This is a genomic window from uncultured Arcobacter sp., from assembly GCF_937982575.1.
GTDB lineage: Bacteria > Campylobacterota > Campylobacteria > Campylobacterales > Arcobacteraceae > Arcobacter.
This window is the reverse complement of record NZ_CALJLR010000006.1, coordinates 145,455-163,333: the sequence shown is the minus strand read 5'-3', so window position 1 is coordinate 163,333 and position 17,879 is coordinate 145,455. Positions and strand designations below refer to the sequence as shown.

Below are 17,879 nucleotides of genomic sequence, written 5' to 3'. Positions count from 1 at the left end.
GACAAAAATGATTTAAAAATATATAATAACATATAATAAAAACTTATTTTAAATAGGAATAAAAATGAACAAATTTGATAAAATAAAACTTTTTTGTAGAAAGTTTAGAATAGCTATAGGGATTATCTTAATATTGGTTGGGATTTTTACAGGTATTGCGTGGTTTTATTTAGGTGTTATACCTTTGATTGCAGGACTTACTAACTTTTGTCCTTTATGTAAGATTACAAAAAAGTGTACGATATAGACTTCTTTTTAAAGTCTATATCCAAATATTATCTATAAGTCTTGTAGTACCTACTTTACAAGCAATTAGTATAATTGTATTTTTTGCCTCTATTGTTTGAATCTCTTCAAAATTTCTATTTACTACGGCAATATATTCAACATCAAGATTTGACATAACTTCATGCATTTTATCTTTTATGATTTTGCTATCTCTTTGCCCTTTTGTAATTGATACTATTGTTACATTTAAAGATTTTGAAATGGCTAATGCTTCTTTTCTTTCATCTGGTGTTAAATAAACATTTCTAGAGCTCATAGCAAGTCCATCTTGCTCTCTTATAATTTCACATTCAACTATGTTTATAGGTAAAAAAAGATTTTTGACCATTTGAGATATTAGTGAGAGTTGTTGAGCATCTTTTTTACCAAAATAAGCATTTGTTGGTTGAACTAAATTAAACAGTTTTAATACAACTTGTAAAACTCCATCAAAATGTCCAGGTCTCTTTTCACCTTCTAGAATAAAGCTAGGTATTTTTGGAGCTTTTATTAAAACTTCATCATTGCTTTGATACATCATAGCAACTTCTGGCATAAAAAGGTAATCAACTTTGCAAAGCTCACAGATTTTTTTATCAGCAGCATCACGTCTTGGATATTTATCCAAGTCTTCGTTTATAGAAAATTGAGTTGGATTAACAAAAATTGAAACAACAACAATATCATTGTCTGCCCGTGCATTTTTTATTAGGGAGATATGCCCTTCATGTAACGCACCCATAGTTGGAACAAATCCTATTGTTCCATTTAACTCTTTTCTTATAGTTTGTAACTCTTCTATCGTATTAATTATTTGCAATAAAACTCCTTAAAATTAGTTCCTATTTTTAATGACTTCTTTTATGGATGGAAATAAATTCCATCTAAAGAAGCAAACCCTAAAAAGAGTAACGAGTTACTCTTTTTATTTTTCATTGTAATTTGGATTTAGTTTTAATAAAACCAAATCAGCTAATATATTTCCAAGCAGAGTTAAAAATGCACCAATAATTAATATCCCCATAATAACTGGATAATCATGTGCTAGGGCACTATGGAAAAAAAGTAAGCCCATTCCATCTATTGAAAATATAGTTTCAAGTATAACAGATCCTCCAATTATACCTGGAAGTGACAATCCAAGTATGGTTATAACTGGAGGATAGAGATTTGGCAAAATATAGTATTTTAATATTTGATTTTTATTTAGTCCTCTAGCTTTTGCAAAAAAGATATAATCACTTTTTAATATCTCTATTGTAAGTGACCTTATATATAACGTTAAACTTCCAATTCCTCCAAAAACAATTATAAAAATTGGTAAAATCAAATGCCATGCAAAATCCAAATAATAATTTAAACTTCCATCATCTTTTACACTATGTAATCCTGCTATTGGTAAAACTTCTAAATTCATAGCAAATATTAAAACTGCTAGTAGTGCCAAATAAAACGAAGGCATAGAAAAACTTAAAAGAGAGAGTTGCCCTGTAAACTTATCAAAAAAAGATGATTTTTTTAGAGCTGATTTAATCCCTAAATATAATGAAATGATAAATATAAGAACCATAGAAATTATATTTATGGTTAGTGTTATTGGTATTCTATCTAGGATTTCATTTTTTACCATCTCTCCTGAACTAAAGGAAATCCCAAAATCAAGTTGAACTATTGCAAAAATCCATGAAAAGAATTGTACATAAAGAGGTTTGTCCAAACCATAGATAGATTTTAAGTGCTCTATTGATTCTTGGGTAATATTTGGATTTAGTTCTCCACTTGCAAAAAATGAGTTGGGAGCCAGATTAATTGCTAAAAATGATATCAAGCTAATAATAAAAAGCATAATGATAAGGTATAATAATTTTTTAAATAGAATATTCATGGGTGTATTATACATCTACATAGGTTAAAAATGATTGGTATTGATGTCGTAAGTATAAATAGAATTGAAAAGATGTATAAAAAGTTTGGAATAAAAGCTTATCAAAAATATTTAAATGAAGATGAAATAAAGTTAATCAAAAAAATAGAAACAGCAGCAGGCTTTTGGGCAGCAAAAGAGGCAGCAAGTAAAGCTTTGGGTTGTGGCATTGGAGAAGAGTGTGGTTTTCATGATATTTTACTTTCAAAGTCTGCTAAAAATGCACCTCTTATAACTTTCTCACAAGAAGTAATAGAGCACTTTTCTATAAAAAAAGCTCATGTATCAATAACACATGACAATGGCTTTGCAATAGCTGTTGTTGCTTTAGAGAAGTAATTACTTTATATGAAAAAAAAAGTTTATTTAAATATAAAGTTTTTATTATTTTCTTCTCTTCTTTTAGTTTTAGCTGGATGTACTAGCATAATAGGACCAAATGATTCTAATATTGAATCAAATAGCTGTGACTATAAAAAAATAGATGAAAAAATAAAAGATGACAATGATACTATTCTTTGGGCTATAAAAGGTGGCTCAAAAGCTAGGAATTGCCTAGATTATCAAAAAAGTAATGATTTTTTTGATAAAGCAGAAATTTCGTATAAAGAAACGGTTGATAAAGATTCAACAGTAAAAAATATCTTAGAAAGTTCAGTAAGTATTTTAGTAAATAATAATGCCAATGAATATGAAGGTAATACCTATGAAAAGGTTATGCTTAATACCTACAAAGCACTAAATTTTGCAAGTTTAAATGACCCTCAAAATGCAAGGGTAGAATTTAATAGAGCATTAGATAGACAAAGAAGAGCAAAAGAGTATTTTATTGATGAAATAAAAGATAAAAAAGAAGAGTTATCTAGTAAAAATCAAGAAACTGAAGCAAAAGATTTTGTTTATAAAGAGTATGACTCTTTACTAAATGATTTTAAGGCATATCCTAATTTTGTAAATCCTTTTGTTAATTATATTGCAGGCATTTATTTTTTACTAGAAGGTGATGGGATAAAAGCTAGAGACTTATTGAAAGAATCGTATGAGATGAACCCTTTAAATGAGCAGATAAAAAGTGATTTTGAATTAAGTCAAAAATATTTAAGTTCATTTAAAAATTCAAAAGAAAATTATGCTTGGATTATCTATGAAAATGGAGAAGGCATGATAAAAGATGAAATAAGAATCAATATTCCTTTGTTTATATTTACAAATAATGTAATATATACAGGTATTGCTTTACCAAAAATCATTGAAAGAAGTACTTCCTATGCTTATTTAGAAGTTAATAATAAAAAAACCACTGAGATAAGTAATATGGACAGAGTAATTAAAACAGAATTTAAAAAAAAGTTTCCAAAAGTTTTAAGTGAAGCTATAGCTAATACTATTTCAAAAACAGTAGCCCAAAAACAATTAAATGATAAAAGCCCATTAGGTGGATTTTTAAGCTTCTTATATCAAAACCTCACAAATAGGGCTGATATTAGGTCATGGAGTGATTTACCTAAAAACTTTCAAAGTTTAAGATTGAAATTAAATGAAAAAGTAATAGATATTAAAAATAATCAAGGTAAAATTATAAAAGAAATTCTGATTCCTAAAGGGAAAAATGCACTGATATATGTAAAATCCCAAAATGTAGGAAATGAGATAATTCATGAAATTTTATTTTAAGGAGATGAAAGTATGAAAAAAGTTTATTTATTAATTGGTATATTAAGTTTTCTATTTTTTTCAGGTTGTGCTCAAAAAGAGCTTGAAGTAAGTGATTCCCATATAATCATTGAAGACTCATCACTAGAAGAGTGGTTAAAATTAGAAAGAGTAAACCATGTTAAAAGACATGATGGTTTTATACTTCTTGAAGCAAAATTTAAAAATACTTCATCAACAAATAAAAAAGTAGTTTATAAAATAGAGTGGTTAGATAGAAATGGCTTTAGTGAAAGAACAATATTATCACAATGGAAGATTGCTGAAGTTGAAGCAAAAAGAGGATTTATGATTCGTGCCATCTCTCCTTCAATAAGAGCAGAAGGTTTTGAAATTAGACTACAAGAACCAACAGAAGATGATATGAGAAGAAAAGATAGTTACAACTATGAATACCAAAATTAAGGAAAACAATGAAAAGTAAAGAATTAATAATTTCAACACTATTTATAACAACAATACTATTTACGGCTTGTAGCCAAAAACCTGAGTATTTACCAGAAAACTCTCCAAAATCATCAGTTGTAACTATGGGAATTGATAGACAAGATTTTGAAAAAGCAGCTAGTGATATGGTAGCTTCTTTATTAGAAAGTGGGGCTTTAAATAAAAGTGCTGGTGGGAAATATGTAGTTATGATGAGTGATATTGTAAATGATACTACCCAAAGAATTGATGTGAAATTTTTGACTAAAAAAATGAGAATTGCAATACTAAATTCTGGAAAAGCAATAATGACATCAGCTGTGGGAACACAAAGGGATGATTTAGCCCAAGATTCTAGAACACTAAGAGATAATGATGAGTTCAAGAAAAGTACAGTTATTAAAAAAAATACACTCTATGCCCCTGAATTATCACTATCAGGTAATATCTTACAAAGAACAGCAAAAGCAAATAAAGATGACCAAATAGTTGAATACTATTTTCAACTTTCAATGACAGATATAAAAACTGGACTTGTAACTTGGGAAGATGAGGTAGTTATAGGAAAAATTGGCTCAAACGATACTGTGACTTGGTAAATAGTTTAATTATAGGGAAATCCCTATAATTAATTTTTTGCTAAATATCTCTCAAGTATTATTTTAGCTGCTAGTGAATCAACTCTACCATCTCTTTTATATTTTATATCACCCTTCATTAACTCTTCTGCTTCGATTGAACTCATGTTCTCTTCTTGAAAAGCTATTTCACCTTCAAATTTTAGAAGATTGACAAAGTGTTTTACTCTTTTTTGCATATCATCACTAGAACTTGGAAATCCCACAATTAGTTTCTCTATTTCCCACTCTTTTAAAAAGCTATCAACATCATTTGAAGCTTGATTTCTATTCTTTCTTAATATGGCTGTTTGTGGGGTAACTATAGTCTTTGTAAGGCTCAGTGCTACGCCAATTCTTTTTAATCCTATATCAATAGAGGCTAATTTCAATCTATATCCTTATCTTTGCTTTGAAACCGTAAAGTAATCATTTTAGTATAATTTTGGTAATATATATCTTTTTTAAAAATATATACAATGATATATGGGTAGGATAAACGATGAAATTAGCTGTATTTGATTTTGATTCAACTTTGATGGATGGAGAGACTATTGATTTTTTAGCAAAACCATTAGGTCTTGAAGAAAAAGTTGCAAAAATCACAGAAGAAGCGATGGCTGGAAGATTGGACTTTTTTGAGTCACTTATTGAAAGAGTGGCTTTATTAAAAGGTTTAGAAAATAGCTTAGCAGTAGAAATATGTAAAAATCTACCGCTTATGCCAGGTGCCCAAGAGACTATTGCAAAACTAAAAGAACAAGGTTACAAAGTAGTATGTTTTTCTGGTGGATTTAGAATAGGAACAACACCTGCAAAACAGAAACTAGGACTTGATGCTGATTTTTCAAATATTTTACACCATAAAGATGGGATTTTAACAGGTCTAGTTGGTGGAGATATGATGTTTGGGTTTTCCAAAGGTGATATGATACAAAGAGTTCAAGCCATGCTTGGTGTTTCTAAAGAGAACACTTTAGTAGCAGGTGATGGTGCAAATGATGTTTCAATGTTTCCATATGCCGCTAAAAGAGTAGCTTTTTGTGCAAAAGAGATTTTGAAAAAAGAGGCAAATATTATTGTTGATACAAAAGATTTGACACAAATCTTACAACATATCTAGGTAACAGCGTCTTTGGACGCACTTTAGGATTTGTTTCTTTAGATGGAATTTATTTTTATCGTTAAAAGAAATAAAAAAATGAAAGGTCCCTTTTAATAGGGACTATTAAAAGGAGTTAAAATGAGTTTAAAAGAAGATATAAATTTTTCATTGTGGTGTGATTTTATTGAAAGAGATTTTTTAGAGAAACAATTTCAAGATTTAATAAAAGATGAGGTTATTCAAGGTGCTACTTCAAACCCTGCAATTTTTGCTTCATCTATTGCAAACTCTGTTGCATATAAGCAACAACTTGAGATTTTACAAGCAAATAATGCTAAAACAATATATGAAGAATTAGCAATGACAGATATTAAAAGAGCAGCTGAAGTACTAGAGCCAATGCACAAAGATGATTATGATGATGGTTTTATTTCTTTAGAAGTTGACCCTACATTGTGTGATGATGCTAATGGAACTATTGAAGAGGGAATTAGACTTTTTAAAACAATAGGTCATGACAATGTTATGATAAAAGTTCCAGCTACGCAAGCTGGATATCTTGCAATGGAAGAGCTGACTTCACAAGGTATAAATGTAAATGCAACTTTAATATTCTCTCCCCAACAAGCAATTAATTGTTCAAAAGCACTAAATGCTGGAATGGAAAAATCAATTACAGAATGTAAAGCTGTTGTCTCTATTTTTGTTTCAAGATTTGATAGATTATGTGATACTGAATTTAAAGCAAAAGGCATTGAGACTTCTAAACTTGGTATTATAAATGCTGTAAAGTGTTACCATGAAATAAATAAATTTAAAAATAAAAATATAAGAGCACTTTTTGCAAGTACAGGGGTAAAAGGGGATGAGTTAGAATCAACTTATTACGTAGATAACTTACTCTATCCAAATAGTGTAAACACTGCACCTTTAGCTACGATTGAAGATTATATAACAAGTGGTAGTAAAGAACCTAGCGAGATAATTAGTGAAAATGAATGTGATGAATTCTTTAAAATGCTTTCAAGTCATGATATTGATATAAATGAAATATATGATACTTTATTAACAGAAGGTTTAGATGCATTTAAAGTCTCATTTGAAGAGCTTTTAGCAAAAATAAAAGCATAAAATAATTTAAAATAAAAGGTATACTATGAATAATTGGAATCCAAGTTCTTGGAGAAATTTGCCTATAAAACAACAACCAACTTATAATGATATAGAAAAACTTACAAAAGTGGAAAAGGAGTTAGCTTCTTATCCTCCACTAATATTTGCAGGGGAAGCTAGAAACTTAAAAAGTCAATTGGCAGATGTTGTAGAAGGAAAAGCTTTTTTACTTCAAGGTGGAGATTGTGCTGAATCATTTGATGCATTTAATGCAAATAATATAAAAGACTTATTTAAAGTGATGATGCAAATGGCAGTTGTATTGACTTTTTCAGGTGGATGTCCAGTTGTTAAAGTTGGAAGAATCGCAGGTCAATTTGCAAAACCAAGAAGTGATGATTTTGAAAATATAAATGGAATAGCACTACCTTCATATAGAGGTGATATTGTAAACTCTGTTAAGTTTGATGAAAAATCAAGATTGCCAAAACCTAAAAAACTTTTAAAAGCATATAATCAAAGTGCAGCTACGCTAAACCTTTTAAGAGCATTTTCAAGAGGTGGAATGGCAGATTTACATCAAGTTCATGAGTGGAATTTAGGTTTTATTAAAGACCATACTTTGGGTGTAAAATATGATGAGTTAGCAAATAAGATTTCTGAAACTTTAGCTTTTATGAAAGCTTGTGGAATAACTTCAGAAAATACACAACAGCTAAATCAAACTACACTTTATACTTCCCATGAAGCACTTTTACTTAACTATGAAGAAGCACTTACAAGAAGAGATTCACTAACAGGTGATTGGTATGATTGTTCTGCTCATATGTTATGGATAGGTGATAGAACAAGAGAGCTTGATGGTGCACATTTAGAGTACTTTAGAGGTATTAAAAATCCAATAGGATGCAAAGTTGGTCCTTCTATGAAAGAGGATGAATTAATCAAATTAATTGATGCCCTAAATCCTGAAAATGAAGCAGGAAGATTAAATCTTATTGTTAGAATGGGTGCCCAAAAGATTGGGGATATCTATCCAAATTTACTAAAAAGAGTAAAAGCTGAAGGTAAAAATGTATTATGGTCAAGTGACCCTATGCATGGAAATACAATCAAAACTGATAATGGATACAAAACAAGAGATTTTGAATCAGTATTAGGGGAAGTTAAACAATTCTTCCAAATTCACAATGCTGAAGGTACAGTTGCCGGTGGAATTCATCTTGAGATGACAGGACAAAATGTAACTGAGTGTACTGGAAGTGCTAGTTCTGCTATTACGCAAGAGGGACTTGCAAGTAGATACCATACCCAATGTGACCCAAGACTAAATGCTGACCAAGCTTTAGAATTGTCATTTATGATTGCTGATACTTTAAAAGAGGCAAGAAAATAAAATATTTATAAGAGAAGGGTTTTATCTCTTCTCTTTTCCCCAAATTAATCTGCAAAGATAGCTAAGGAAAATATATGTATAAAGAGATTATAAAAAGAACTTTAGACTTACTTTTTGAAAAAAAGTATATTTTGACCAAAGCTTTACTTATTCCTTTTTTTTTATTAATTGTAATTGAGTTTTATAGTACACATGGTATTGGCGAAACTACAAGCTCTTTTTATTTGTATGCTTTAGTAGCCCTATCTTTTCTTATTACAATTGTTATGTCTATCAATGTACATAGAATATTACTTTTAAGTAAAGAAGAAACTCCAACTTGGGGAGTTTACACATTTGGAACAAGAGAACTCACTTTTATTTTAAAAGGAATTGGATTAGGAATCCTTTTAGGACTCACTTTTTTTATATTGTATTTTATTGCTATGTTTTTAGGTAAAGCTATTCAAAGTCTGTTGGGTTCTAGCCTTGCATCTATTTATAGTGTTGGTATTTCTATTGTAATTGTAGTCTTTATTGGAATTGTTTTTTCAAGAATATCTCTAATTTTCCCTGCTATTTCAATAGATAAGCCAATTGATTTTTCTGATGCCTTTGAATTAACAAAAAATCATAAATTTTTAGTTTTTATAACTGTACTTGTAATACCTGTTTTTTTTGCAGTAGTTGTTGGGTTTGTTTATGGTTTGGCAATTGAATTTCTTATGGCTTTAATCTCTGAAAAGTTAAGTATTTTATACTCTTTACTTAATGTTTTTATTACAGTTTTTACCATTGGTTTTTTATCTGTAACTTATGAATATATAATTAGCAAGCAAGAAGTTATTGAAGTAGAAGAAAAATTAAATGAAATAGAGTTTTTTCAAGATGAGAATAATTTTAAAATGGTTATTGATGAGAGATATGATATTAGCTTTGAACAGATTAAAGAGGATTTATTAAATCAGTATGAAGGTTTAGGTTTTAATGAAATTGTAGTTGATAAAGAGACCTCTTTTATGTTGAAAAACAAAGATAATCAAGAAGCATATATTTCAGTAAGTCACATGAATGATGAGTTTAAAGTGGAAACTTTTAATGTAAAAGAGAAACCTATTTTGAGTTTAGATTGATTTGTGTTTTTAATAAAATAAAAACTGAAAGTAAATAAGTACTTTTAAGATTTTCTTTTATTTAAGTTTTAATGGATTAAAATAAAAGAAAAAGGGGTACATTATGGAACTAACTGGCATAACATTAGATTTTTTTGATAAAAGAACTTGTGGATTATTACCTGATTTATGCTTTCAATGGGATATCAGATATGATGAACTTAGTGATAATGAAGAACTTTTAGAATATTGGCAAAAACATGTAGATAATATTTTTAAACAAACTAAAAATGTTGTTTATGTAAGTAATGATAATGGTAGGTCCTTGCTATATTCAGCAGATAAAGATGCCATTGATATAATCTCAAAAGAGTTTAAAGACTTAAATTTACAAAAAATCACTTATGAAGAGATTATCTCTTCAGAACCTGGGGTTTCCCATGATTATTTAGCTTGAGTTCTTAGATATAGAAAGTAAAATAATCTTTTTTTATATAAAGGGGCTTATAAAAAAGTCTCTTTATACATATCTTCATTAAAAGCTACAAGAACTTTATCATCAAACTCAATAACTGGTCTTTTGAAAAGCATTGGCTCTTTACATAGCCATTCAAATTTACCATTTTCATCTAAGTTTAACTCTTTTAATTGGAGGGTTTTATATTTAGTACCTTTTGAATTAAAAAGTATATTTATATCTGATTTTTGGGTCCAAGATTTTACTTTTTGGGCACTTGGAGTATCTTTTTTAAAATCAAAAAAATCTACTTCTATATTATTTTCTTTAAAAAATTTCAGGGCTTTTTGTACACTTCCACAGGTTTTTATTCCATAAACAGTTATCATTAAAAAAGCCTTATTCTATGATTTTTGGAACTATAAAGTATCCATCTTCACTTTTAGGAGCATTTGAAAGTATATGTTTTGACATCTCTAAATCTTGGCTAGAAACATCTTCTCTAAGAGGTGTTCCACCTTCAACTGTTGTAAATGTTGCATCTATGTGGCTAACATCAATTTCATTTAAATTTTCAACGAAATTAATAATATCACCTAGTTCTTTTTTTAGTGATTCTCTTTTACTCTCATCAATTTCCAAGCTAGAAAGTTTTGCTAATTTATCAATTGTACTATCATCAATAGTCATTTTTTTCCTTTAAAAGGTGCCCTTTAAAAGGGACCTGAAATATTTGTCTACTTTTTATTAGGCTTTATTAAAATCCTTAAAAGTAGTTTTGTGCTTGCACTCTCTTTGAGAAAATTCTAAACAGAGCAACGAGTTGCTCTTCAACTTTTTGCATTTTATCTAAAAAGAGTTTTGTCTGTGGTTAAGACACTTAAATCTCAACGCCTCTTTTTCTATAAAACTCTTTTTTAAACTCTACCCAGTTATCGGCTAAAATTGCTTGCCTAGCTTCTCTCATAAGCGTTAAATAGTAGTGAATGTTGTGTAGAGTTGCAAGTCTATAATAGGTAATTTCACCTGCTCTAAAAAGATGATTTAAATATGCCTTTGTAAAGTTTTGGCAAGTGTAACATTCACATGCAGGGTCAATAGGCTCTCCATCATCTTTAAATTTTGCATTTTTAATAGCTATTTTTCCATAAGTTGTAAAAAGTGACCCATTTCTTGCATTTCTTGTGGGCATTACACAGTCAAACATATCAACACCACGTTCAATATTTTCTATCAAATCTTCAGGTGTTCCCACACCCATCAGGTATCTTGGTTTATCTTCGGGCATAAAATCTGTTGTCCACTCTACAGTTTCATACATATCTGCATTTGGTTCACCAACACTTAAACCTCCTATGGCAAAGCCATCATAATCAGTAAGTGCACAAAGTTGTTGGGCACTTAGCTTTCTAAACTCTTTATCTGTTCCACCTTGAATTATGGCAAAGATATTTTGATCTACTCCTATGCCTTTTTCTTGTTGGCTCTTATGATAAGTTATTGCTTTTTGAGCCCATGCAGTTGTTCTCTCAATTGAAGTTTTGATTCTCTCTTTTGTATTTGGCAAGGCTACTAAATCATCTAAAATCATCATAATATCGCTTCCAAGTTCATATTGGGTATCAAGTACACTTTCAGGTGTAAAGTAGTGTTTACTTCCATCAATGTGTGATTTAAACATAATTCCATTTTCATCTGGTTTTGAATTAGTTCCTAGTGAAAAAGCTTGAAAGCCACCAGAATCAGTTAAAAAAGAGTTTGGGAATCTTGAAAAACCATGAAGTCCCCCAAATTTTTTGATTATTTTGCTTCCTGGACGTAAATATAAATGATAAGTATTTCCTAGAATAATTTGTGCACCAAGACTCAGCATATCGTTAGCATCGAGTGCCTTTACTGTAGCTTGAGTTCCCACTGGCATAAATACAGGTGTTTGAATAGTACTGTGAGCTGTTTTAATTGTACAGGCTCTTGTTTTGTGAAAAGATTTTCCATCTATGTTAAATTGCATTAATAATTTTCCTTTAAAAGTGGGGATTATACCATTTAAATTTGTATTAATAAATTAAAAGCAATTTGATAAAACACACTATCAGTAAGAAAAAGATATAATATCTTAATGAAAAAGATATTAATTATATTAGATGGTATTGTTGCTAAAAAATTGCTTCAAAGAATTATTGAGACAAATACTGGTGATAACTCATACGATGTTATTTACATGAATGATGCTATCTTAACTGATAAAAGACCCTCAAATTTTACATTTTTTAAATTTGATCCCACATCAAAATCAAAGCTAGCTATGGTATTAGATAAAGATCTTCATGCCCAAGCTCTTATTGCCCTTAATTCAAAAGATGAGATGTTAAGTGTGATTGAGAATATAAAAGAAGAAAAACCAAAAATGCAAATGAGTATTTTGGACTATTGGGGGATTGACCTTTCTGATCAGTACATAAATATTTATAAAGGAATTGATGTCCTTGCAAATGGTATGGTTGAAAGACTTCCAAATATCCCTGTTGTAGCCCAAAATATAGGTTTAAAACAAGGTGAAATAATGGAAATAAGAATTCCATTTGGTAGCTCTTATGCCTATAGATATATAGGTTCAATAGAACAGCGAGAATGGAAAATTTTTGGACTTTATCGAAAACAACAATTAATAAAAATCAAACCATCACTTATCTTAAAACCAAATGATGTTATTTTGATAATTGGAAAACCTGAAGTTTTGATGCAAGTATATAATGCAGTTGGAAAAACACAAGGGCAGTTTCCTATGCCTTTTGGACACAATTTATATCTATATTTAGATCTCTATTTACAAACTGTTGATACTGTAAAAAAATGTGTTTTAGAAGTAAAGTATCTAAATCAATTAATAAAAAACCAAAAATTAATTGTAAGAGTTACAAGACCAACTACTGTTGGTTTAATGAAATTTATAAATGAAGAATTAAAAGATGAAGATAATCTTATCTTTGAAATTGATTATGGAAATATAGGCTTTGATGCCCTATTAAAAAAAGATTTAAAGAGCTTTGATATAGGCTTAATGATGATTTCTTATGAACTATTTAAAAACAAAGAGGGGATCTCTAAACTAGTAGATTTAAGAATTCCTATTTTTAAATCAGGTTATGGAGATATCACAAAAATAAAAAATAGTGTAATTTTATTAAATGATACAAAATCTTATGAACAAATCTCTCCAATAGTTTTTGATGTTTCAAGTCAGTTAAAACTTAAAACAAAAATATTCGATATGGACCCCACAGGACAAGAAGATAAGTCAAATATTTTGGATCACTTTGAAAACTTAGCAAAAATATTTGGACAAAAAGTAGAGATAGTCTCAAAAGAGAAAAACCCAATAAGAGAGTTGAAAAACCAAAAAAACATATTGCAAATTTTACCACTAAAAAAAGATATGTTTATAAAAAGAAATTTAAGTAGATTTTTTTATACAAACTCTGATTTGTTATCTTTTGATATAAAACAAAACAATCAACTTTTAATCCCTGTAGTAGAAAATTAAATAAAGGTAAGAGATGGTATTTGAAAAATATCCTTTTGAAAAATTAAATGAATTATTGGATGAAATTGTGCCAAATAGTTCATATGAAGCAAGTGCATTAACAATAGGTGAACCACAGTTTGATACGCCACAATTTATTCAAGATAGTTTGGCTGAAAGTGCAAAGTACTTAAGAAACTACCCAAAAACTGCAGGGGAGAATTTCTTAAGTGAATCTATGATTGGTTTTGTAGAAAAAAGATTTAACGTTAAATTAGAACAAAATCAGATTATCCCTTGTTTTGGTACTAGGGAGGTTTTATTTAACTTTCCACAGTTTTATTTGTTTGATAAAGTTAAACCAACAATTGCTTTTACAAACCCTTTTTATCAGATATATGAAGGTGCAGCAATTGCTAGTAGGGCAGAAGTTGTTCATATAAATTTAACTAAAGAAAACGACTATAAAGCACTTTTAGATGATGAAACCCTTAAGAAATGTGATTTAGTAGTATTAAACTATCCAAACAATCCAACCTCTGCAAATATGAGTAAAGAAGAGTTGGCTATTTGGGTTAAAAAGGCTTTAGAATTTGATTTTGTTTTGATAAATGATGAGTGTTATTCAGAAGTTTATTTTGATGAAAAAAATAAACCTTGTTCGCTTTTAGAAGCTAGTATACATGCCGGAAATAGCGAGTTTAAAAATGTATTAGTACTTAACTCTATTTCTAAAAGAAGTTCTGCTCCAGGATTAAGAAGTGGTTTTATAGCTGGTGATGCAGATATTTTAAAAAGTTATATGAAATATAGAACTTATGTTGGTTGTGCTGCTCCAATTCCATTGCAACACGCAGCTGCTACTGCATGGAAAGATGAAAATCATGTGCAAGTTTTTAGAGATACATATAAAAAGAACTTTGAATTGGCACGGGAAATTTTAGGCATAGATATTCCTCAAGCGACTTTTTATATTTGGCTAAAAGTTGATGATGAATTAGAATTTACAAAAAACTTATATAAACAGAAGAATATTAAAGTATTACCTGGAAGCTTTTTAGGAAGAGAAGGTATTGGAAAAGGGTATGTAAGAATTGCATTAGTTGAAAATGCTCAAAAAACAAAAGAGGTATTAAATAGATTGAAGGACTTTATGAATGACTAACGAAGAGCTAAATGAAGCTAGAACAAATCCAGATTTTATAAATTATTTGGAAAAAACAAAAGATGATGCAATAAAGACTAAAAATATCTCTGCACTTTATGAAGTCTTAGACTCTTTATTAATTTTAGATTTGGAACAAGAAAAAATAAATACAGTTTATGAAAATATTTTAAAAATATCTTTTGAAAATGTAGAAAAAATCGTAAATAGCGGTAAAAAAATAGTTTTAGAAAATGATGAACTTTATTACACTAGATCATTTTATGAACATGCCATAGAAAAATGGAGTTATAATGACCTAAAAGGTGCAAAAGAGTTATTTTTTGTCTTAGCAAATGTGATTGATGATGAGATTTTAGGTGATGCTTTACATGTTCATTTAGTTGCTTGTTCAAAAGAGTTTGATTTAGATAAATTTTATGATGAAAAAGTAAATACTAACAATATGCCAGTAGATGAAAAATATGGTTATTTTATTACTTCATTTAATTTTGAAACAAAAGACTTTTTAGAAAAGAATAGTGAACTTCTAAAAACTGAATATACAAATTTAAAATATTTATTGGATTAAGATGAAAGTACACTTTATAGGAATAGGTGGAATAGGTCTTTCTGCACTAGCTAGATTTTTAAAACATAGTGGTCATGAAGTTAGTGGTTCTGATATGAAAGAGACTCCTATAACAAATGAGTTAAAGGCAGAGGGAATAACTGTTTATTCTCCTCAAAGTGCATCAAATATAAAAGACCCAGAAGTTGTAATTTATTCTGCAGCAGTAACAGATGAAAATCCAGAATTAATAGAGTCTAGAATTAGACAAATAAGAACCATATCAAGAAAAGAAGCTTTACCTATAATATTGGGTGATAGAAAGAACTATTGTGTAGCCGGTGCCCATGGCAAATCTACCACAACTTCTATTTTAGCTTCTATTTTAGACTCAACTGCAATTATTGGAGCGATTTCAAAAGATTTTGGCTCAAACTTTAGATATAAAAATGGAATAGTAGCTTTTGAAGCTGATGAGAGTGATGCTAGCTTTATACTTTCAAATCCATATTGTTCTATTGTAACAAATGCAGAACCTGAGCATATGGAGTATTATAACTATGATTATGAAAAGTTTTTTGATACTTACAAAAAGTTTATCAATTTGGGTGTTCATAGAGTTATAAATGCAGAAGATAAGTATATAAAAAAACTTGGAATAGAAGAGGCTACAAAACTTTATCCAAGTGTTGATATAAAAAATATCTCATATATCTTACAAGATGATGAGCCTTTTACAAAGTTTGAGTTAAAAGACTTGGGTTATTTTGAAGTTTGGGGATTTGGTTATCATATTGCAGTTAATACTTCATTGGCAATATTAGCAGCTCTAAATGAGCTTGATGTTGAGGATATAAGAGAAAATCTTAAGAGTTATAAGGGTATTAAAAAAAGATTTGATATCTTACAAAAGTGTGAGAAATTTGTTTTAATAGATGACTATGCACACCATCCAACGGAAATAGAAGCTACAATCAAGTCTGTAGAGTTATATGACAACTTGAAAAACCTCAATAAAAGAGTTATTATTTGGCAACCACACAAATATAGTAGAACTTATGACAATCTAGAAGGTTTTAAAAAATGTTTCAAAGGGTGTGATGAACTAGTTATCTTGCCTATTTGGACAATACCAGGTGAACATGTTTTAGATATAGATTTCAAAAAAGAGTTCAAACAGTATAATCCAATTTTTGCTGATAAATTGCTTGCAAAAAATTGTGAAATAGATATTATAAAAGATAATAAAGTTATAAAAACATATAATGAAGGTATAGTTGTAGGTGTTGGTGCAGGAGATATTACTTATCAATTAAGGGATATCTCAAAATAACCATTTAAAGGATAGGTATGAAGATTTTAGTAAATAATTTTATCAAAAATGAATCATCATCTGGAATTATTCTTATTTTCGTAACTATCTTTGCTTTAATTTTAAGAAACTCTGCTTTATCTGAGTATTATTATGAGTTTTTGCATATCCCTATTCATTTTTCGGCTAATAATCTAGAAATAAGTAAACCGCTTTATTTATGGATAAATGATGGACTAATGACACTATTTTTTCTAGTTGTAGGACTTGAGATAAAAAGAGAGTTAATTGCAGGGCATTTATCTTCCTGGGAAAAGATTTCCCTACCCACATTTGCTGCCATTGGTGGGATGCTTTGCCCAGCTTTAATTTACTATTTTTTTAATCAAGGTGATTCTAATGCCTTAAATGGTTGGGCAATCCCAACAGCAACTGATATTGCTTTTTCACTTGGAATATTGTCTTTGTTAGGTAAAAGAGTACCCGTATCCTTAAAAATATTTTTAATGGCATTAGCAATAATCGATGATATTGGAGCTATATTAATTATTGCTGTATTTTATACTTCAAACCTATCTATTGATGCCTTATATATCTCATTATTTATAATTGGGATCTTATTTTTTATGAATCGTATGGGTGTATCTACTATCTCTTTATATAGTATTGTTGGTATTCTGCTGTGGATTACTGTTTTAAAATCAGGTGTTCATGCTACTTTAGCTGGTATAATTTTGGCCTTTGCAATTCCTCTTAAAACTAAAAAAGATGACAAAGTTAATTCTCCAATAAGACATTTGGAAAATAATTTACATTATTGGGTTTCTTTTTTTATTCTGCCTTTGTTTGCTTTTGCTAATGCTGGAGTTGATTTAAGAGATATTGATTTTACAAAGATGACTGAAGGGGTACCTCTTGGTATTATGTTAGGACTTTTCTTTGGAAAACAGTTTGGAGTATTTATTTTTACTTATTTAGCTGTAAAATTAAAATTAGCAAAAATACCAAAATGTACAAACTGGACACAAATATATGGAATAGCAGCTTTAACAGGTATAGGATTTACAATGAGTCTATTTATTGATTCTCTTGCTTTTATGGATGATACAAGATACTTTTATACTGATAGATTGGCTATTTTAATAGGTTCTCTTTTTTCTGGTATTTTGGGTTATTTAATTTTGAGATTTGCCAAATCACAAAAAGCTTGTAATATTTAA

The 17,879-nt window shown here is 29.1% G+C and carries 21 protein-coding genes; 15 read left to right on the top strand and 6 right to left on the bottom strand.

What is annotated here, in order from left to right; translation table 11 throughout:
* Positions 1 to 64 precede the first annotated feature (64 nt).
* Positions 65 to 247, top strand: coding sequence for a YgaP-like transmembrane domain (locus Q0617_RS05915; protein WP_298751503.1), 183 nt, complete (start codon positions 65 to 67; stop codon positions 245 to 247).
* Positions 248 to 262: 15 nt separating this feature from the next.
* On the opposite strand, the gene panC is transcribed toward Q0617_RS05915, so the two are convergent.
* Together panC and Q0617_RS05905 are read right to left on the bottom strand one after the other, a co-directional pair.
* Positions 263 to 1,087, bottom strand: a complete 825-nt coding sequence (gene panC / locus Q0617_RS05910; RefSeq protein ID WP_298751502.1) for a pantoate--beta-alanine ligase — start codon at positions 1,085 to 1,087, stop codon at positions 263 to 265.
* 105 nt (positions 1,088 to 1,192) lie between these two features.
* Positions 1,193 to 2,152, bottom strand: coding sequence for an ABC transporter permease (locus Q0617_RS05905; RefSeq protein ID WP_298751501.1), 960 nt, complete (start codon positions 2,150 to 2,152; stop codon positions 1,193 to 1,195).
* A 30-nt stretch (positions 2,153 to 2,182) separates the two neighbouring features.
* On the opposite strand from Q0617_RS05905, the gene acpS reads away from it, so the two are divergent.
* The 4 genes from acpS to lpoB are packed head-to-tail and all read left to right on the top strand — an operon-like array spanning position 2,183 to position 4,929.
* Entirely contained in the window at positions 2,183 to 2,530 is a 348-nt protein-coding gene (gene acpS / locus Q0617_RS05900) for a holo-ACP synthase (RefSeq protein ID WP_298751499.1), read from the top strand.
* Positions 2,531 to 2,539: 9 nt separating this feature from the next.
* The gene (locus Q0617_RS05895; RefSeq protein ID WP_298751497.1) at positions 2,540 to 3,865 is read left to right on the top strand and encodes a hypothetical protein; all 1,326 of its coding nucleotides are present in this window, start codon (positions 2,540 to 2,542) and stop codon (positions 3,863 to 3,865) included.
* Between the two features lie 12 nt (positions 3,866 to 3,877).
* The gene (locus Q0617_RS05890) at positions 3,878 to 4,309 is read left to right on the top strand and encodes a DUF1425 domain-containing protein (RefSeq protein ID WP_298751495.1); all 432 of its coding nucleotides are present in this window, start codon (positions 3,878 to 3,880) and stop codon (positions 4,307 to 4,309) included.
* 8 nt (positions 4,310 to 4,317) lie between these two features.
* A complete protein-coding gene (gene lpoB / locus Q0617_RS05885) occupies positions 4,318 to 4,929 on the top strand; it encodes a penicillin-binding protein activator LpoB (RefSeq protein ID WP_298751493.1) in 612 nt (203 codons plus the stop codon).
* Positions 4,930 to 4,958: 29 nt separating this feature from the next.
* On the opposite strand, the gene ruvX is transcribed toward lpoB, so the two are convergent.
* Positions 4,959 to 5,339 (bottom strand): Holliday junction resolvase RuvX, encoded by a 381-nt coding sequence (gene ruvX, locus Q0617_RS05880; protein WP_298751491.1) that lies wholly within the window; start codon positions 5,337 to 5,339, stop codon positions 4,959 to 4,961.
* 110 nt (positions 5,340 to 5,449) lie between these two features.
* Here ruvX and serB point away from each other — a divergent pair, with 110 nt between their 5' ends.
* The 5 genes from serB to Q0617_RS05855 all read left to right on the top strand — a co-directional run bounded on the left by serB (position 5,450) and on the right by Q0617_RS05855 (position 10,109).
* Positions 5,450 to 6,070: a phosphoserine phosphatase SerB gene (serB, locus tag Q0617_RS05875; RefSeq protein WP_298751489.1), complete on the top strand. Its 621-nt coding sequence runs from the start codon at positions 5,450 to 5,452 to the stop codon at positions 6,068 to 6,070.
* 120 nt (positions 6,071 to 6,190) lie between these two features.
* Positions 6,191 to 7,183, top strand: a complete 993-nt coding sequence (locus Q0617_RS05870) for a transaldolase (protein WP_298751486.1) — start codon at positions 6,191 to 6,193, stop codon at positions 7,181 to 7,183.
* Positions 7,184 to 7,208: 25 nt separating this feature from the next.
* Complete coding sequence (locus Q0617_RS05865) at positions 7,209 to 8,561, top strand: class II 3-deoxy-7-phosphoheptulonate synthase (RefSeq protein ID WP_298751485.1); 1,353 nt, start codon at positions 7,209 to 7,211, stop codon at positions 8,559 to 8,561.
* A gap of 74 nt (positions 8,562 to 8,635) precedes the next feature.
* Complete coding sequence (locus Q0617_RS05860; protein ID WP_298751484.1) at positions 8,636 to 9,673, top strand: hypothetical protein; 1,038 nt, start codon at positions 8,636 to 8,638, stop codon at positions 9,671 to 9,673.
* 103 nt (positions 9,674 to 9,776) lie between these two features.
* Positions 9,777 to 10,109 carry a hypothetical protein gene (locus tag Q0617_RS05855; RefSeq protein ID WP_298751483.1) on the top strand — a complete coding sequence of 111 codons (333 nt, stop codon included), beginning with the start codon at positions 9,777 to 9,779 and terminating at the stop codon, positions 10,107 to 10,109.
* A 47-nt stretch (positions 10,110 to 10,156) separates the two neighbouring features.
* Here Q0617_RS05855 and Q0617_RS05850 read toward each other — a convergent pair whose 3' ends face one another.
* The 3 genes from Q0617_RS05850 to tgt all read right to left on the bottom strand — a co-directional run bounded on the left by Q0617_RS05850 (position 10,157) and on the right by tgt (position 12,120).
* Positions 10,157 to 10,498, bottom strand: a complete 342-nt coding sequence (locus tag Q0617_RS05850; protein WP_298751482.1) for an arsenate reductase family protein — start codon at positions 10,496 to 10,498, stop codon at positions 10,157 to 10,159.
* A 10-nt stretch (positions 10,499 to 10,508) separates the two neighbouring features.
* Positions 10,509 to 10,799 (bottom strand): Asp-tRNA(Asn)/Glu-tRNA(Gln) amidotransferase subunit GatC, encoded by a 291-nt coding sequence (gatC, locus tag Q0617_RS05845; protein ID WP_298751481.1) that lies wholly within the window; start codon positions 10,797 to 10,799, stop codon positions 10,509 to 10,511.
* 190 nt (positions 10,800 to 10,989) lie between these two features.
* Positions 10,990 to 12,120: a tRNA guanosine(34) transglycosylase Tgt gene (tgt, locus tag Q0617_RS05840; protein WP_298751480.1), complete on the bottom strand. Its 1,131-nt coding sequence runs from the start codon at positions 12,118 to 12,120 to the stop codon at positions 10,990 to 10,992.
* A 108-nt stretch (positions 12,121 to 12,228) separates the two neighbouring features.
* Here tgt and Q0617_RS05835 point away from each other — a divergent pair, with 108 nt between their 5' ends.
* The 5 genes from Q0617_RS05835 to nhaA are packed head-to-tail and all read left to right on the top strand — an operon-like array spanning position 12,229 to position 17,879.
* Positions 12,229 to 13,653, top strand: coding sequence for a TrkA C-terminal domain-containing protein (locus tag Q0617_RS05835; RefSeq protein ID WP_298751478.1), 1,425 nt, complete (start codon positions 12,229 to 12,231; stop codon positions 13,651 to 13,653).
* 13 nt (positions 13,654 to 13,666) lie between these two features.
* Positions 13,667 to 14,797 (top strand): succinyldiaminopimelate transaminase, encoded by a 1,131-nt coding sequence (locus Q0617_RS05830; RefSeq protein WP_298751476.1) that lies wholly within the window; start codon positions 13,667 to 13,669, stop codon positions 14,795 to 14,797.
* The gene (locus tag Q0617_RS05825) at positions 14,790 to 15,368 is read left to right on the top strand and encodes a hypothetical protein (RefSeq protein WP_298751474.1); all 579 of its coding nucleotides are present in this window, start codon (positions 14,790 to 14,792) and stop codon (positions 15,366 to 15,368) included. Before Q0617_RS05830 ends, Q0617_RS05825 begins: the two co-directional genes overlap by 8 nt.
* A gap of 1 nt (position 15,369) precedes the next feature.
* Positions 15,370 to 16,680, top strand: a complete 1,311-nt coding sequence (murC, locus tag Q0617_RS05820; RefSeq protein WP_298751472.1) for a UDP-N-acetylmuramate--L-alanine ligase — start codon at positions 15,370 to 15,372, stop codon at positions 16,678 to 16,680.
* 17 nt (positions 16,681 to 16,697) lie between these two features.
* The gene (gene nhaA / locus Q0617_RS05815) at positions 16,698 to 17,879 is read left to right on the top strand and encodes a Na+/H+ antiporter NhaA (RefSeq protein WP_298751470.1); all 1,182 of its coding nucleotides are present in this window, start codon (positions 16,698 to 16,700) and stop codon (positions 17,877 to 17,879) included.

Bases quoted from the DNA above. Each gene is read 5' to 3' on its own strand.
- Q0617_RS05825 (WP_298751474.1), top strand. From the start codon at position 14,790: ATGACTAACGAAGAGCTAAATGAAGCTAGAACAAATCCAGATTTTATA.
- Q0617_RS05855 (WP_298751483.1), top strand. From the start codon at position 9,777: ATGGAACTAACTGGCATAACATTAGATTTTTTTGATAAAAGAACTTGT.
- Q0617_RS05870 (WP_298751486.1), top strand. From the start codon at position 6,191: ATGAGTTTAAAAGAAGATATAAATTTTTCATTGTGGTGTGATTTTATT.
- acpS (WP_298751499.1), top strand. From the start codon at position 2,183: ATGATTGGTATTGATGTCGTAAGTATAAATAGAATTGAAAAGATGTAT.
- nhaA (WP_298751470.1), top strand. From the start codon at position 16,698: ATGAAGATTTTAGTAAATAATTTTATCAAAAATGAATCATCATCTGGA.
- Q0617_RS05865 (WP_298751485.1), top strand. From the start codon at position 7,209: ATGAATAATTGGAATCCAAGTTCTTGGAGAAATTTGCCTATAAAACAA.
- Q0617_RS05905 (WP_298751501.1), bottom strand. From the start codon at position 2,152: ATGAATATTCTATTTAAAAAATTATTATACCTTATCATTATGCTTTTT.
- Q0617_RS05850 (WP_298751482.1), bottom strand. From the start codon at position 10,498: ATGATAACTGTTTATGGAATAAAAACCTGTGGAAGTGTACAAAAAGCC.
- Q0617_RS05895 (WP_298751497.1), top strand. From the start codon at position 2,540: ATGAAAAAAAAAGTTTATTTAAATATAAAGTTTTTATTATTTTCTTCT.
- murC (WP_298751472.1), top strand. From the start codon at position 15,370: ATGAAAGTACACTTTATAGGAATAGGTGGAATAGGTCTTTCTGCACTA.
- Q0617_RS05890 (WP_298751495.1), top strand. From the start codon at position 3,878: ATGAAAAAAGTTTATTTATTAATTGGTATATTAAGTTTTCTATTTTTT.
- Q0617_RS05835 (WP_298751478.1), top strand. From the start codon at position 12,229: ATGAAAAAGATATTAATTATATTAGATGGTATTGTTGCTAAAAAATTG.
- gatC (WP_298751481.1), bottom strand. From the start codon at position 10,799: ATGACTATTGATGATAGTACAATTGATAAATTAGCAAAACTTTCTAGC.
- lpoB (WP_298751493.1), top strand. From the start codon at position 4,318: ATGAAAAGTAAAGAATTAATAATTTCAACACTATTTATAACAACAATA.
- Q0617_RS05860 (WP_298751484.1), top strand. From the start codon at position 8,636: ATGTATAAAGAGATTATAAAAAGAACTTTAGACTTACTTTTTGAAAAA.
- Q0617_RS05830 (WP_298751476.1), top strand. From the start codon at position 13,667: ATGGTATTTGAAAAATATCCTTTTGAAAAATTAAATGAATTATTGGAT.
- tgt (WP_298751480.1), bottom strand. From the start codon at position 12,120: ATGCAATTTAACATAGATGGAAAATCTTTTCACAAAACAAGAGCCTGT.
- Q0617_RS05915 (WP_298751503.1), top strand. From the start codon at position 65: ATGAACAAATTTGATAAAATAAAACTTTTTTGTAGAAAGTTTAGAATA.
- serB (WP_298751489.1), top strand. From the start codon at position 5,450: ATGAAATTAGCTGTATTTGATTTTGATTCAACTTTGATGGATGGAGAG.